Genomic DNA, 17,028 nt, shown 5'->3' with positions numbered 1-17,028 from the left:
CAATGGGATTTAGAAAAGATGACTCCTGTTCAATACAGAAATCATCTCCTTAATTTAATATAAGTTTTTTTAAATTGTCCTTGACAAAGGGTACAGATTATAGCGAGTTTGTATTTTTTAGCAGCTGCAAATAAAATAAATTTTTGAATTACTTGGCGAAGTGAGCGCATTTTAGCAATATATACTTTTTGTTATAGCATAATATAAGAAAAAACGCTTAATTAATAATAGGACATTATTCTGCCATTTCAAAGAGTTTTTGAAACCTATTCCACATCTCTATATTAGCTTTTTTAAGATTTACAACTCTAAATCTTTCATTAACAAAAGCATGGATTGTGCTACCCTTAGCTAAGATTTTGCCGTCCTTTTCTCTAATCACATTATAATTAAATATTACCTTAGCCCCATTTAGTGCTTCCATAAATGTTTGAATTGTAATTATGTCCTCATATTTTGCACCTTCTATGTATTTACAAGAGCTCTCCACCACTGGCAACATAATATTTTTTTCTTCCATTTCTTTATATGTCATCCCAATTTCTGTTATATATTCTGTTCTACCTACTTCAAACCAAGCATAGTAATTTGAATGATGAACTATCCCCATTTGGTCTGTCTCTACATATCTTACTTTTAGTTTTGTTTCATTGATATACATGTCCACTTCTCCTATCCGCATAAATATTATGACAACTCTCGTAAATAGATTAATATCATTTTTGCCCCCATATAATAATACTTCTTTTGAAACTTAAATGTTTTTTCTTAGATTATGCTAACAAAAGTATATGTTGCGCAGAATGCATTCGAACAAGCCTTAGTAATTCAAAATTTATTTGGCGAAGTGAAAGCATTCTAGCAATATATACTTTTGTTATAGCATAATCTAATAAAAAACGCTTAATTCATAAAAATATTAGAAGTCATATATTATGCCCTCACAAAATACCCTTTTAATAACTCTATTATCTACATAAATTTGAATTATATCACCTTTTCTCAAGTATAATTCTGCAGGCAAATTAAGTTCATAAGAAAAATTCCCTGATTTTATTTTAAGTTTTGTCTTGTGAACATGGTTTCTTCCTGCTAAATCAGCAAGGTCTGCACCTAATAGCAAACCCTGTCCTGAGGACATACTATCAATTTGTATTCTTGGATAATCAATAATCTTTGCAACCATAGGAATTTGATTTTCTAGTTTTTCGTTGTTAATATAATTTATTTCCTCATCTATAATTAGAGAATTATTTTCAATTACAGCATTATTAATGTCAATCAAAAAATATGCATTGATTTTTTCATTTTCAATACTTTTATAACGAAAATTTTCTTCATACCGTAATATTCTAAGATATACCAATTTTAATAATTCATCATATGTATTATCTTTAAATTTACCAAATTCTTTAATTATTATATTGTCTATACTTTTAGTTAATCTAAGTTCATTGATCTTACCTAAAATGTTTTTACATCCCAAATACCCAGCTAATTCAGATTTTATGCTATTTATATTAAAGTCCTTGTCCGAAAGCTTTACATCTGTACTAGCAACCATAAATACATTTGTATATTGAGGGTATGCAGATTGAATAAATCCTAAATAATTTCTATTTCTATCATATACATTAAAAGGCATATAGGTCACTTCCTTATAAACTATTTTTTAATTATATAAATACTTCATATTAGTATTATACACATCTATTTATAATTCATAAATATAAATTTTATGAATTATTGTTTTATTAGCTTAACTAAGAATAGAAAAGTAATAATAACAACTTTTTCGTACAAATATTTTTATGATATTAGGGTTATATTAATATAAGCAATCGAAAAAAATAAACTATAATACTAAGTATTTATTTTTCGAAGATGCTTTATAAATTAATATAAAGGGAGGAATATTTATGCACAATAATAAAAGTCACATGAAAACTGATAAAAAAACTAAGGCTGAACTTAGAAAAATGTTTCCACAAAGTGGTGGGGATATAGGCATTGAAAATGGTGAAAAAATTGATGCAAATAATGATAAATTAACTAAACGTTCTAAATTATCTCATAACAAATAATATTTTTATTACCACAGTCATAAGAAGCAGGTACAGAACCGATTTTTGGTTAAGTACCTGCTCCACTCACTTTTTTACAACTTTATTTAAACATGAGTGGATGCTATGCGATTCGAGTCAACAGGGTCACACTGCTTATTAAATGGTACAGTTTACTTTCGACCTTTGTATTTCAAAAATATTAATATAGCAATAATAGATATGTATGCAATATTAAACAGTGTTACCTTTGGAATAATATATCCAAGAAAAGCTCTTCTGTGAACCTCGCCTCCAACTTTTAAACATAAGTAAATTACAATAGGAACTGTAAACCAATAAACCTTCTTTTTATCTTTCACTTTTAATATATAACTTAAAATATATGTAACTGAATACTGATAATTCGCTAAGGTCCTAAATATAGCCATGCTCCATAAAAACAAAAATATAAAACGAAAGCTATTTACTATCGGCAAATTTACTCCTTCTGTTACTAGTAAAACCGGCCATAATGCTTTAGAAGTAACCCTATATCCTAAAGCATAGATACATATAGACGTTGTCCAGGTATAAATCACCATAATTAAAAAAGTAGATTTAAACACTACTGATTTAATTTTATCTTTATTTCTCATAAAAGGATAAATTAAAAACATTCCCTCTAGTCCACCATAAGAATAAGCGGATTCAATGCTTGCCTTTAAAATATTCTTATACCCGCTTCCAAAAACAGGAATAAAATTTAGATAATTACCACTTTGTAATGCTATTAATAACGTTAACACAGACATCACCACAGCATAAAGAGCAATTATATTTATTCTTGCCAATACTTTTATCCCTTTAAGAGCTAAATAAGTAGCTAATAATATAGCAGGAATAAAAATCTTTATTGGTGTTAAAAAAGTTGTTGCATAAGTCCTATAAACATTACTCATTCCAGACGCAATCGCTATCAAATATATACCAAACTGAGCCATAAATAAAATGTTGCATATGTTCCCAAGAGTGGTCCCTAAATATTTTTTACTTAAAACCAATATATCCTCATTGGGATGTTTTTTTACATAGTAAATAGCTAACAAAGCCAGAAATAGCGGATATACTCCACCACCAACCACTGAAATCCACCCATCCTGTTTAGCATCCTGTACTACTCCATTGGGTAATGATAAAAGACCTATGCTGGTTACGAACCCCACTACCATTGCTATACATTCGAACTCTTCTAATAAGTTATTTTTTACTTTCTCCATTTTTTTCTCCATCTGTACTTTAGTACTGCCCTATTCCCATCTTATCTATTTCCACTTTTACATTTACTTTAATATCTGCATTACTCACCTCTTTGTTCCAATCAACCCCGGTTTCCCTGCCATATTTGGCTGCAGCAACCATTCCTAAATTTAAGCAGTCTATCTTATAAACATTCTTCATTTTATCCAAAAAATCATTACACATTTTCTCTGTTTTTTTCCCCATGAGTTCTTCAAATGTACTTTCATTTTCTTTTTTCATATCTTTATATAACGTATTATTTATGATGTCTCCCTTAAAATCTAACTCAATAATGAATTCATATTTTCCTTCTGTCTTATTACATTTCACCTTCCTTTTAACCTTTGCATCATAATTAATGTACTTATCTGGGCCTTCCTGCAAACTTAAAATCCCTTTTCCTTTTTTTTCCCTAAGCATATTCATAATTTTGCTTTCCTCCATAGGTATTACATAATCCATTTTATCTCCTTTAAATAAAGCCATACCTGTAATACAAATCTTTTCATCTTTTATTTCTAGGTAAGGGAGCACTAAATTCTCTCCTTCCGAATCCAATGCTACATATATATTCAATAAACTATAGTTTATAGATAAAAAATTATAGTCTGTGGAATTTCGAATAATTCCTCCCATATAATCTGCAGAACTAGGATACCCTTCAACCTTAACCTTCAATATATCTTCTGCCTTCCCTTTGCATACTGAAAAAATGTCACTATCATTAGTTTTTGCATTGGCAAACAGTATATTTATTATATCCTTAATGCCATAGTTTGCCGCCTCTTCACTTAATATAGCTATTTTTTCAGTTCCTATTATTAAAGGTTTGCTAGAATTTAGTTGTCTTTGTTCCCTTGTTTCACCAATGCTACTCGCCTTTGCCTTTATATTGCTACTGCCTTGTTCTGTAATTTCTTCCTTTTCATCAGTGCTCATTGCAGCTTCTTTCTCCCTCTTTTTAAAATCATAAATACTAATAGGAATGCTATATTGCACATAACCATTTAACTCTTTGACGATATCATACCCGAAGCCAGCAGCTATATTTAACCGCTCCATAGGCACTACATTTAATTTTTCTGCATAAACGGGAAATATAAGGACTGCTAAAATTATAAATATTATTATTTTCCTTTTCACAAGGCATCACCTTCTATTTCTTTATACTTATCCTATATTTAATACTCTCCTCTTCCTACTTTGTCTACATGAACCTTTGCATTTACAACAATGTCCGAGTTAGAAACAACCTCATCCCAATCTACCCCCGTATCTCTTCCATATTTCGCCACAGCCACCCATCCTAGCTGCAGGCAATCTACTTTGTATTCATTTTTCATCTTTTCCAAAAAAGTAGTACACATTTCTTTAACTTGTTTTGACATGTCGCCTTCAAATTTTTTCATTATTTTTGTATTCCCTGCCATATTCTTATATAAAGTATTGTTAATAATCTCTCCTTCCAAATTCAAGTCAATAATAAAAGTATATTTATCTCCTGTTTTTGTACATGTAATTTTTCTTTTCGATTCAGCCTCATAATTTATATATTTTCCAGCCTCGCCTTGTATAGTTAATATGCCCTTCACCTTATTTTCACGCATAATATTCATTATTTTTGTATCATTCATATCCAATATAGCAGCAAGCTTATCCTTTTTAAAAACCCCCATTCCTGTTATTTTAATGCCATCTTCCATTATCTCAATATATGGGCTAACTACATTTTTACCTTCTGCATCCATTGATAATATTGCATTTTTAAACGAATAGTTTTCCTTGAAAAAATTGTAGTCTGGCGAATTTTTAATCATATCGCTTATATACTCTGCTGAATTATCATATCCTGGGAGGGTATATTCAAAATATTCTTCATTCCTACCTTTGCATACCACTAAAAATGCATCATCATTAACCACAGGATTCTTAAAATTAACGTCTATTAAATCTCTTATTCCATATTTAGCATATTCCGTTTCTACTAAATAGATTTTTGAAAGCCCTAAAAAAAATTTTTTCCCTATCTTCTTTTGTCTATTCTCTCTTGTTTTGCCAATGGTACTGCCTACTCCGGTACCTAATATACTTTCAACACTCTCATCTTGTTTATATTCATTAGCAGTGGTAGAAACCCTATATATTATATCCCCTTCGCCATTTTTATCTATACCCATTCCTACCCCTACAGAGATACCCAAATCCTCCACACTTAATGAGCTCATTTTTTCACCGGTGAAAAACACGAGAAAGAATGTACTGCATAAAAAAACAATAAATATTATATTCATATATTTTTTCATTTTGTACCTCCTTTTTTTATCCATATTAAAATTGTGATGAGCGTTATATATATTAAATTATATATAGTGCTTATTGGAGATGTATATTTCGTAATTTCATCCAATGTTACCTTATCTCCATAATAGGTTTTTGCAATGATAATAACGGAAGTAGCAATAACTACGTATATTGTTTTTTTGCTTTTTATTTTTTTAATATTATCTAAAATGAACACACACACATAATTAAAAATAACCACAGATTTAATCGCTATAATTATCCAGAAAAATATAAAAACGTATGTGAAATTATTTATTATCTCTACCTCTACTCCTACTGTCACTGTAAAAAAGCTCCATATTGTTTTAGGAATGATATCTTTTCCCATATAATATATAGTTATAAAAGTAATCCAGGTATATATAATAGCAGTAAATCCTACTGCCTTTAAAGCAGATGCCTTTATCTTGCTACTATCATTTATAAAGGGATAAATTAAAAATATAAGCTCCATTAATGAGTAATCATATACACAATTCATGCTTCCTTTTAAAATGTTTACGATGCCTGCTCCAAATATTGGACTTATATTTAAATAGCTCCCTTGCTTTAAAATAGAAATGGTAGGTATTATAATCCCCAGCACCATCCAAAAGGTTATAGAACTTATCCTCCCTACCACTTTAATTCCTTTACTAGCCGCATATGCTCCTATAAAAAATAAAACTACATAAATTCTTAATGGTGTTAAATTAGGCATTGCCTCCGTTCTTGTAATTATCCCAATTGTTGAAATCAGGGGTGGAAAATAACTAAAAAAGCTCAGTAAAAAAAGAAAATTTAATATGGTTCCAATGGTCTTACCTAGGTACCTTTTACTCAGCGCTAAAATATTTTCCTTAGGAAATTTGCCGCTAACATATATAGCTAAGAGAGCTACATATAGTGGATATATAGCCCCTATAATAACAGAAATCCACCCATCCTGTTTTGCAGCCCCCACTACATCATTAGGTAAACTTGCTGACGTTACATCAATCATAATTCCTATTAATAAAAATGTAACTTCATTTGGAGTTAATAGATTTTTCTTTTCTATCTGCATGACTAATAATCTCCTCTACCCTGTAAATCCACCTTAACCACTACATTCACTTTAATATCTGCATTGGAAACTACTTCATTCCAATCAATACCTTTCTGCCTTCCATACTTTGCAGCAGCTTCTCTGCCAAATGAAATACAATCTATTTTATATTCATTTTGCATTATTTTTATAAAATCATAACATTCTTTCTCTGTACTTTTTGCCATATCTTTTTCAAATTCTTTTTGTTTGTCTATATTCTTTATCATATCAATATACATTTCGTTATTAGAAACTGTACCTGTGAAGGATAAATCAATAATGAAACTATATTTATCTCCTTGCTTATAACATTTCACTTTTCTTTTGCCAGTTTCAGCATCAAAATCAATGTATTCTTTAGGACTCTTTTGCAGTGAAATTATCCCTTTTACTGCATCATTTTTCAACAAATTAAGAATTTTACCGTTTTTTATATCTGCAAGTCCTACCATTTTATCCTCATTAAAAATTGCTACGCCAGTAATTTCTATTCCTTCTTCTGTTATATCTATATATGGAAGCACCAGATTTCTACCCTCAGCCCCAATCCTGACATACGCATCAATTAACTTATAATTGTTAGAAAAAAAACTGTAATCACCATAAGTATCTATGAGCCCACCTATATACTCTGAAGGGCTGCTATACCCCTTTTTCTGATATTTTAAGTAATCCTCTGCTTTTCCTTTACATACTGCCATATAAGCCATATCATTTCCTTCTGCATTTCTAAATCTATCTTCTATCAAAGTCTTTAACCCATACCTTGCATAATCCTCGCTAATCAAAATTACGCGTTCATGGCCTTGTACAAACCTTTTATCCATCTTTTCTTGCCTTTTTTGAATTATTTCTCCTAAATTTTGCCCTTCATCTTTAAATAACAGATTCACTTGGGTTCCACTGGGTTTATAAATACTTGTACTAATTGGTATACTATATTCAATGGTATCTTCACCTTTTCTCTCTATATCGTAGCCAATGCCATCAATAAATGATACCTCTTCAATAGGAACCCTACCCTGTCCAAGCATAATAAATACATAAGTAAGGATACCGATGATAATAATAGCATATTTTTTCTTGTTCAAGCTTTACCATCTCCCTTGAAAAATATAAATGCAGCAATAGCCGTCATATATAATAAATTAAATATCACATAGCAAGGTGTAATATTTTCACTGATATTTTGTCTACTTATTTCATTGCCATATGTAACGGCTAAATATACAAGAAGTGGATACATTATAAAATAAATTTTTTTCGTCTTCATTTTGTTTCCAAAATGTTTTAAAATATTTATACTTGCATATCCGTTAATGCTCATACTTTTAAATGCAATTAAACTCCAAAAAGTCATAAAAATATATTTATAATTATTGACTACTGATACTGTTACACTTCCCATCACCAATAAAAGTGACCAATAGTTTTTGGTCACAATATCCGGTCCTAAATAATAAGTGGTTATAAAAACACACCATGTAAACAGAACTATAACTATAACTACACTTATAATTGAAGAGACCAACATCTTATTTTTCTCTTTAAGAAAAGGATAAATCAATAGAATTATTTCTGCTCCTGAATAACTAAAAACTGATTTCATAGCCCCCTTTGCTATTGAACTAATACCAGAACCAAGTATAGGAGAAATATTTATCATATTCGCATCTCGCAGCGCTACTGTAGTTGACAAAAGGAGACCTATTGTACAATAAAAAGAAATTTCACTAATTATTCCTACTACCTTCAAACCTCCAGAAACCGCATAAATAATGCAGATAAACAGGATAGCTATTATTTTAATAGGGGTTAAAAATCCCACCATATAATTTCGCATTAAGTTTGTATAATAACTAGCTATCATTGATGCAATAAAAATAAAATAAGTTGCAAAAATTAGATTAAAGGTACTTCCAAGGATTTTACCAAAATATTTTTTGCTTAAGATTAATATGCTATCATTAGGAAATTTTTTGCTTATATAGTTGGCTATGATGACAACATACAAGGGATATATCCCTCCTATCAAAGTAGAGATCCAGCCATCCTGATGAGCAGCTTTCACCACACCATTTGGAAGTGATAAAATACCAACTCCAACGATGCTACCGAATATAATAAGAGCAAACTGACTTACCGTTATATAACTTTGTTTTTTATTCGCGCTTCCTTCCATTTTATTCACTACCTTTTTTTCTTAAACTTATTTCTAAAATCTGTCTGCCTTATTGGGTCTCTACTTGGAATCGCCTCTGGTCGTTTGTTCATCTTCCACAATGGTGCTCTAATAAAGGTATCCTTCATGTCACTTTTACGAAACTCAAAATACGGTACTCCTAGACTATCTAAAGAGGAAAGATGAGCTAAAATTAAAAACCACCCTACTGCTATTCCAAATATGCCCATAATATTTGCTAGTACCAGCATTGGAAAACGTAACATTCGAATAGAAAGAGACATATCATAATTAGGAATTAAAAATGTAGTGATTACAGTGATCCCCACTATAAGTAAGGTAGTAGGGCTCACCATTTTAGATCTAATTGCCGTATCACCTATAATAATACCACCTACTAAACTTAAGGTTTGAGCTATTTTGGTAGGTAACCTTAATCCCCCCTCTCTTAAAAATTCTACAACTAGTTCCATAGCCATAATCTCTAAAAACGGAGTTAGAGCAATTCCTACCCTTGATTGAACAATGGGGGTTACAAATTTTATGGGTATAAGTTCTACATTAAACTTTATTAATGTCAAATAAATAGAAGGTAGGGTAACAACGATAATTGCCGCAAAAATCCTAAGAAGTCTTACAAAAGATGCTATCACAGTTCTTTGAGTATAATCCTCCACAGCCTGAAAAAATTGCATGAATACTGCTGGATATAAAAGAACCACTGGTGTTCCTTCCACAAGAAGGATTATTCGCCCTTCTAACATATTTCCAATAGCTCTATCTGGTCTTTCTGTGCTATAGGCTTGTGGAAAAACCGTATAAGCATAGTCTTCAATATATTGCTCAAGCTTTCCCGTTGAAAGTACAGCGTCTACATCAATGGCTTCTATTCTCTTCTTTAATTCTTCTAATACCTGTTTATCTACTATATCGTCTATATAAATCATGGCAACGTCACTCTGAAGTCTTCTTCCTAGGTTAAATTGCTCAATGGTGAGATTCTTATCCTTGACTCTTCTTCGAATAATGCTAAGATTCGCTTCTAAATTTTCTATGAAACCATCTCTTGGACCTTTTGCTGCTGTTTCATTCATAGGCTCCATAATAGCCCTCTGTTGTCCCCCAGTAGTGTCAGCTATTATCACTTCTAAAGCTCCATTTATTAACACTGCTGTTTTTCCTCTTTTAAGATGATCTACTACTACATTCAGATCTAATTCTACCAATGTGTTGCTCATGGAAATATATCTTTTACAAAGATAATCGCCTATATTTGCCTTTCCATTTAAATTCTCTCCTATATGCATCATCAGAGGATTTAATATATCTCTATCAATAATATCCTTGTTCGCAATTCCATTGACATAGATAATAACAGCTTCTAACGGTTGATCCATACCAATATAAAAATGCTTTACTACCATTGGACTTTGCTTGCCAAGCCCCTCTCTAATTAATTCTATATTCCCATTTAGATCTCCATTTTCCATTTCAATCACCATGCCCTTTTCGTATAGATAAGCACCTTTAAAATTATAAATTGATACTTCTATTTTGATTTTTATATTAAATAGTTTCTCTTACTTTATCTAAACTATCCATTTTTATTTTGTTTATGGCTTAATTATAATAGATACCTTTCGAATAATTCCTTATTATTATGCGAAATTATGTTAAAAAACAAAAGAACCTATAAGATTAAATTCTTATAGGCTATAAATTATTTATTTATATTATCTTGTAATAAACGTAGAACCCCTCTATTTATAATTTAAAACAAAACTAAATAATCATCAAAAACTGTATGTTCCCTTTTATACGTTTGTATTTTATTTGTTTCCATATCAATTATAGAGGTGTTGGGGCCCTCTCTGATAGTAGAAGTAATTAAGTAGCGACTATTTATACACTCTTGTGGATAGCCTAATTTTTTTTCATAATTATAATCAATATTACCATTTATAACTTCCTTCACGTTTAATTGCTTATTAGAAATAAGCCTTTTTCGAAAAATAACTTTATACTTCCCGTCTAAGGTCCAAGAATACTCCGAAGAATTTATAAATGCATCGCCCTCATATTCTGAAACTAATGCAATAGTCCTTTTTTCAAGACTTTCCTTATTCAATATAATCATAGCATCACTATTGTTTTTACCAAACTTATTTACTTCATAGTAAATGTTTTCTTTATCAACTCCAGAAAAAAATTCATAACCATCAAGGCCTTGAATTTCCAAATCTACAAATGTTAATTTTTCACAGCCACTTTCGATTTCACTAATGAAATTTTTTAGCGATAAGTACCTAATCCTATCCCAGTAAAAAAATTGTTCTCTTTTAGATTTTCTACCCCTATGCACTTCATTATATATTTGCTGCTTATTATAAGGTTCTAAATAATTTTCTTCATACACCACGCATTCTTCATTTTTTAAAGTAGTCTTAAAAAACACGGAGCGAAGTCCTCTTAAGAATGCTTTATCCTTTACTTCAAAATTCTTTCCACCTTTTGCATTGTAAAGTATCGCTTTATTATAACCGTAATTTTCAATTGGCGTTTCAAAACTCTCAAATTCTTCAAAGGTTAATTGGTGCTCTTCCTTAAAAAATACTAAGAATTTATCCACATCTAACTTTTCCACTAACAAATTATCATATCTTTTATCCATTCCAAAATTAAATATTGATGTAATCTCTGAAGTTTTAATGTCAACACTATTAAGTGTATATTCATTAATTAAAAGCTGTTTTTTTACAGTAACATAATAAAAGCCATCCTCACCTTCTACATCCCTCTGCTGAAAAAAATCTAATAACACCTTTTTTTTACCTATATCAATAGTTGTCATTTTTTTATTATCAATATCGTAATTGTAATATTTTATAATGTCTGAGACCTTAAATAAGTCATCAAAGACTTTTACCGTTTCCCTAAAAAAAAGTTTTCCTTTAAATTTACAAACAGGCTCTAAATTCCTATCTAATATTTCTTTTAAATCAATTATTTCCATTGCTTTCTCCTTATTATCTGATTTATTATATACATTGTAATTATTTACAGGTATCTATGTTTTATTCAAATAATATAGATACTAAAAAAAATAACGAGTCAGTATAGACTCATACTGACTCGTTATTTTTTTTAGTTAAAATGCAAAATTCCCATTTTTAAATACAGGTACTTCTTTTCCATCTGCAGTAATCCCTATTATTTGCAAATCTTCTGAGCCAACCATAAAATCTTCATGCACAGTAGAATCATTAACTCCAGATTTTAAAAGTTCCTCGTCACTTAAATTTTCGCCATTTTTTATACATACTGGATATGCTTTTCCAATAGCCAAATGACAAGAGGCATTTTCATCAAAAAGTGTATTGTAAAACAATATATTTGAATTTGATATTGGAGAATCATGGGGTACTAATGCTACTTCACCAAGATAATGTGATCCTTCATCAGTTTCAATAATACTCTTTAAAATATCGTAACCCTTTTCTGCTTTGAAATCTACAATTTTTCCATCTTTAAAAGTAAGTGAGAATTTTTCAATTAGGTTTCCGTTATAGTTTAGTGGTTTTGAGCTTACTACTACTCCATTAACACCTGTTTTTTTAGGAAGTGTAAACACCTCTTCAGTAGGCATATTGGCTATAAACTCTATTCCCTCTGGTGTATACTCTGATCCTCCAAGCCATAAATGATTTTCTGGAAGTTCAATTACAAGATCAGTACCCAATGAATTTTTATATTTTAAATACTTAAAATTATTTGTGTTTAAATAATCCATGCTTTTCTTAAGGTTACTTTTGTGAGTTTCCCATGAAGCAACAGGGTTTTCTGTATCCACTCTTACTGTTTTAAATATAGCGTTCCAAAGTTTTTCCACTGCCGCGTCCTCTGATAATTCCGGGAAAACTTTTTTTGCCCAAGAAATTGTTGGAATCGATGCAACACACCAAACATTCTTATTGCTCATAAGCCTATCTCTATATTCTTTTATTGCATTACTAGCCGCTTTGTGCGATTTAGCCATTCTCTCAGGATTAACTTCCTTCATAAGCTCAGGGTCAGATGCTGAAATATTTAAGAACGCAGCTCCCTTACGTACATTTGACACATAAAAATCTCTCTGCCAATCAGGGTATTCTTCAAAAACCTCTTCTGGAGCATTCATGAATTTAATTTTTGAAGACAATTCATCCCTCCAATTTATAACTACTTCCCTAGCACCTTGCGTATAAGCGATTTTAGACAGAATTCTAACAAAGGATGCACACTCTATAGGGGCATTGATTACAAGTGTTTGCTCCTTTTGAATATTAATTCCTGTCTTCACTAATAAAAGAGCGTATTTTTCTAATAATTCATTTTTCACAATAAAACTCCTCCTTCTACATTTAAATACTATTATAGATCTGATTACGATATTTTAACATATGCTTTGAGAAAATAATACCACAAAAGGTCATTTTAGGTATTTATTATTATATTATTTATTATATATAATAAATAATTGATTTATCTACTGATAATAATACAGATTGTTTCAAATATTGACAAATATTTCATTTGTGGTAGTATTATTTGTAAATATATATTTATAAATATTTTTTTGTAAATAATATACATATATTTATGTATTGGAGATGAAATATGAAAAGTTACAAAGACCTAAACATATCCAGCAAAATAATTCTAGTTATGGCCTTCGTTTTACTAGTGTGTTTTTTAGGCATATTTTCTATACTACTAAATAATATTTATAAACAAAGTCTTACCCAAGCACAAAATGTTGCAATTGAAACTTCACATAGATATTCTATGGAGATTCAGAATATTTTTAATGAAAAAGTAGTAATTGCACAAACTATGGCAAGCAACATAGAAACCCTTAGAACCAAAAATCAAATTACCAGAGAACAAGTTATAGAAATTCAAAAACACATATTGAAAAAAACACCTTCCATATTTGGAGTTGGAGTTTTTTATGAGCTAAATGCATTTGATGGAAAAGATATTAATTATACCAAAAATAAATCACAAGAATATATATATGGTAAAAAGGGCTTATTCAAGCCATATGTATCAAGAAGTGGAACTGGATATGCAGTAGAATCGGGTTTCCCAGATGACAGCACGAAAGAAGAAATGGAATGGTATGATTCTGTAAAAGAAAGTAAAAAACCTTATTTAAGTGAACCAGGTAATTATACAATAGATAATAAAGATGTGATGATTTCACAAATTGTTGTTCCAATAATTAAAGATGATAATACCTTTGCCGGTGTTATTGTTCTAGATATTGGAGTATCTGACTTACAAATACTTGCATCTAAAATAAAGCCTATGGGAGGATATGTTGAAATAAATAGCCAAAATGGAATTTATGCAGCACAAACCCTAAATCCTAAGCTTATACTTGAAAATCCATTAGAAAAAGACAAGCATTGGAAAACTATACTTGATACTATTGATGATAATAAGGATTACATGAACTTTGAAACTTCAAGTCTCCTAAAAACAAAGGTACTTAGGGTAACAGTCCCAATTTTAATTCAGGGTTCTGATGTAAAATGGGCTTTTTCAAGTATTATACCTAAGACGAATATATTAGTTGATTATAATAAAATGCTGAGTATTTGTTTTATTACAGGTATTATTTCATTGGTTTTATTAATAACTATAATAGTATTTAGTGTACATAAGATAACAAAGCCATTATCTCAAACCCTAAAAGTATTAGATAGAATGTCTGAGGGAGACTTAAGCATTAATATAGATGATTCATATAAAACTAATGATGAGATTGGAAAAATGATGACAGCCCTGGATACTACAATAATAAAACTTAGAAGCATAATTTCAAATGTAATAAATAAATCAGCTGAAATAGAAGATGTATTTAAAGCTGTTCAAGTTTCTATGGGCAATCTTATTGTCCAAACAGATGAAACTTCAGCCACTGTTGAAGAACTTGCAGCAGGTATGGAAGAAACCGCTGCCTCAGCAGAGGAGATGAATGCATCTACAAGTGAGATGCAAATTAATGTGTTAAATATGAAAACTAGAACAGATGGAGGTCAGGTAGCTTCACAAAAAATAAAGCTAAGGGCAGAAGAACTTAAAAATAATGCACTCCATTCTTCTAAAAAAGCTTATGACCTATATAATGAAACAAAAGATGTTTTATCTTTAGCGATAGAAAGATCGCAATCTGTAGAAAAAATAAATGTTCTTTCAGATTCAATACTTAAAATATCATCTCAAACTAATCTTTTAGCATTAAATGCCGCAATCGAGGCTGCAAGAGCTGGAGAAACGGGGCGTGGATTTGCAGTTGTTGCAGAGGAAATAAGAAAACTTGCAGAGCAGTCAAAATCTACTGTAAGCGAAATTCAAAACGTTACCTCTGTAGTTGTGGAATCTGTAAGAGACCTTTCAACAAGCTCTGAACAAATATTAGATTTTATTGATAGCCAAGTGTTAAATGATTATAAAGAAATGGTTAATACAGGTGAATTTTATAATAGAGATTCAAGATTTATAGATAGTTTCGTTACATCAGTAGGAACAAGGATGGGTGACCTTTCAAACTCCATAGAAGGGATAGTTACTGCAATAAATGAGGTAACTACAACTGTAAATCAAGGAGCACAGGGCACACAATCAATTTCTGAAAAAACCTATGGAATACTTGAAAACATAAATAAAGTAAATGAGCTTGTTAAGAAGAGCGCACAGAGCACCGAAAATCTAAAAGAAGTTGTGGCTATATTTAAAATATAAAAAGTACTCTTTCTTGCAATATTGGGATGTTATTTTCTCTCCATTATTGCCAAGAAAGGGTACTTTTTATTTAGTTTACATTAAATTATTTATAGGCTATCTAATATTCTATTTCTTTATTCCGCCTAAGAACCATAATATTTACAACTGCCATAATAGTTGCTATCATAGCTAAAACCTGAAACGCAATTTGCAAAGAAAACTCATCTCCAATTTTACCCATAATAGGAAATATTACCACCATGTATAAACTAAATATCATGCTTCCCATTGAAAGTATAGTCGCTCTCTTATTTGACGGTATTAATTTATTCGTATAATCACTAACTACTATAAAAATAATAGATTCGATACTGTTTATTAATATAAAAAATACATAATAATATTTACTTAAGGCTACTCCCCATATGCATATAGAAATCATTATAGGAAGTAATAATATTATTACACGCTCTCCTACTTTCTTCTCAATTTTATATGCTTGGGTTGCTGTTATAGCTGCCACCAATGATGCAATTGCAAGTATTATACCTATGTTTCCTTTTGAAGTTCCCTTAGAAAGTAAGTAGTTTTGAAAATAAAAGAATATGCTTGCATTAAACATAAAAATCGCCTGTGAAAACAGAATCAAAAATCCTAGTTTTTTATTTCCAGCTATAATCTTAAAACTATCAGACACTTGATTTCTAAATGTTCTAAATCTTTTTTCTTCAATTTCCATTTTAATATCCGGCTCTTTAAAAGACAGTGCTTGAATTATAGAAAGTGTGCTAACTACTATAGTTACACCGTAAGCATAAGTATAACTATAATTGGACAAAAAACCACCAAATACTAGTCCACAGGTCTGAGCTACTTGCATTATCATTTCATTTACACCGGATATCTTCATATATTTTTTCTCTTCACCTGTTTCTTTTAGTGAATCATATACTAATGCTTCACCTGCACCTGATTCTAAATTATAGGACAAGGCAGTCACTATAAAGCCTATAGCAAATCCCAAAAAACTGCTTGAATATATTAATATAAATGCTGATATTAACTTAGTTATTCTTCCACATATTCTACTAGCTTTTCTTCCCCAAATATCCGCCACTGCCCCAGTAGGTATTTCCATTATAAATGAAGCTATATGAAAGATTGCTTCTACCAGGCCAAGCTCCGTTAACGTTAATCCTTTTGATGCTAAATATATCATCCAGATCCCATGCGTAAGATCAAACTCCTTTAAAAATGTAAATAGATAATTTTTAGATATATTTTTTTCCAAATCATTTTTATATTCCATTATATTTCCC

At 30.3% G+C, this 17,028-nt stretch carries 14 protein-coding genes; 2 read left to right on the top strand and 12 right to left on the bottom strand.

The features are described from left to right. Positions 1–235: 235 nt before the first annotated feature. Both KPL50_RS16385 and KPL50_RS16380 read right to left on the bottom strand, forming a co-directional pair. Positions 236–661, bottom strand: coding sequence for a thioesterase family protein (locus tag KPL50_RS16385; RefSeq protein WP_216299615.1), 426 nt, complete (start codon positions 659–661; stop codon positions 236–238). Between the two features lie 258 nt (positions 662–919). After that, on the bottom strand, positions 920–1,645 hold the full coding sequence (locus tag KPL50_RS16380; RefSeq protein ID WP_216299614.1) for a hypothetical protein: 726 nt from the start codon (positions 1,643–1,645) through the stop codon (positions 920–922). Between the two features lie 274 nt (positions 1,646–1,919). On the opposite strand from KPL50_RS16380, the gene KPL50_RS16375 reads away from it, so the two are divergent. Then, positions 1,920–2,084, top strand: coding sequence for a hypothetical protein (locus KPL50_RS16375; protein WP_216299613.1), 165 nt, complete (start codon positions 1,920–1,922; stop codon positions 2,082–2,084). Between the two features lie 152 nt (positions 2,085–2,236). Here KPL50_RS16375 and KPL50_RS16370 read toward each other — a convergent pair whose 3' ends face one another. From KPL50_RS16370 to KPL50_RS16330, 9 genes are all read right to left on the bottom strand, one after another. After that, entirely contained in the window at positions 2,237–3,322 is a 1,086-nt protein-coding gene (locus KPL50_RS16370; protein WP_216299612.1) for an endospore germination permease, read from the bottom strand. A gap of 19 nt (positions 3,323–3,341) precedes the next feature. After that, a complete protein-coding gene (locus KPL50_RS16365; protein ID WP_216299611.1) occupies positions 3,342–4,487 on the bottom strand; it encodes a Ger(x)C family spore germination protein in 1,146 nt (381 codons plus the stop codon). Between the two features lie 38 nt (positions 4,488–4,525). Next, positions 4,526–5,647, bottom strand: coding sequence for a Ger(x)C family spore germination protein (locus tag KPL50_RS16360; RefSeq protein WP_216299610.1), 1,122 nt, complete (start codon positions 5,645–5,647; stop codon positions 4,526–4,528). After that, the gene (locus KPL50_RS16355) at positions 5,644–6,732 is read right to left on the bottom strand and encodes an endospore germination permease (RefSeq protein WP_216299609.1); all 1,089 of its coding nucleotides are present in this window, start codon (positions 6,730–6,732) and stop codon (positions 5,644–5,646) included. The genes KPL50_RS16360 and KPL50_RS16355 overlap by 4 nt, the downstream gene beginning before the upstream one ends. 2 nt (positions 6,733–6,734) lie before the next feature. Next, positions 6,735–7,847, bottom strand: coding sequence for a Ger(x)C family spore germination protein (locus KPL50_RS16350; RefSeq protein ID WP_216299608.1), 1,113 nt, complete (start codon positions 7,845–7,847; stop codon positions 6,735–6,737). Continuing rightward, entirely contained in the window at positions 7,844–8,938 is a 1,095-nt protein-coding gene (locus tag KPL50_RS16345; RefSeq protein WP_216299607.1) for a GerAB/ArcD/ProY family transporter, read from the bottom strand. The genes KPL50_RS16350 and KPL50_RS16345 overlap by 4 nt, the downstream gene beginning before the upstream one ends. Positions 8,939–8,946: 8 nt before the next feature. Next, the gene (locus tag KPL50_RS16340; protein WP_216299621.1) at positions 8,947–10,428 is read right to left on the bottom strand and encodes a spore germination protein; all 1,482 of its coding nucleotides are present in this window, start codon (positions 10,426–10,428) and stop codon (positions 8,947–8,949) included. A 281-nt stretch (positions 10,429–10,709) separates the two neighbouring features. Continuing rightward, entirely contained in the window at positions 10,710–11,951 is a 1,242-nt protein-coding gene (locus KPL50_RS16335; protein ID WP_216299606.1) for a hypothetical protein, read from the bottom strand. A 135-nt stretch (positions 11,952–12,086) separates the two neighbouring features. Continuing rightward, the gene (locus tag KPL50_RS16330; protein ID WP_216299605.1) at positions 12,087–13,316 is read right to left on the bottom strand and encodes an aminopeptidase; all 1,230 of its coding nucleotides are present in this window, start codon (positions 13,314–13,316) and stop codon (positions 12,087–12,089) included. Between the two features lie 278 nt (positions 13,317–13,594). On the opposite strand from KPL50_RS16330, the gene KPL50_RS16325 reads away from it, so the two are divergent. After that, positions 13,595–15,727, top strand: a complete 2,133-nt coding sequence (locus KPL50_RS16325) for a methyl-accepting chemotaxis protein (RefSeq protein ID WP_216299604.1) — start codon at positions 13,595–13,597, stop codon at positions 15,725–15,727. Positions 15,728–15,827: 100 nt separating this feature from the next. On the opposite strand, the gene KPL50_RS16320 is transcribed toward KPL50_RS16325, so the two are convergent. Beyond that, on the bottom strand, positions 15,828–17,018 hold the full coding sequence (locus tag KPL50_RS16320; RefSeq protein ID WP_216299603.1) for an MFS transporter: 1,191 nt from the start codon (positions 17,016–17,018) through the stop codon (positions 15,828–15,830). Between the last annotated feature and the right edge of the window lie 10 nt (positions 17,019–17,028).

Source organism: Clostridium sp. CF012 (assembly GCF_018861755.1).
GTDB lineage: Bacteria > Bacillota > Clostridia > Clostridiales > Clostridiaceae > Clostridium_AD.
This window is presented reverse-complemented; position numbering and strand designations above follow the sequence as displayed.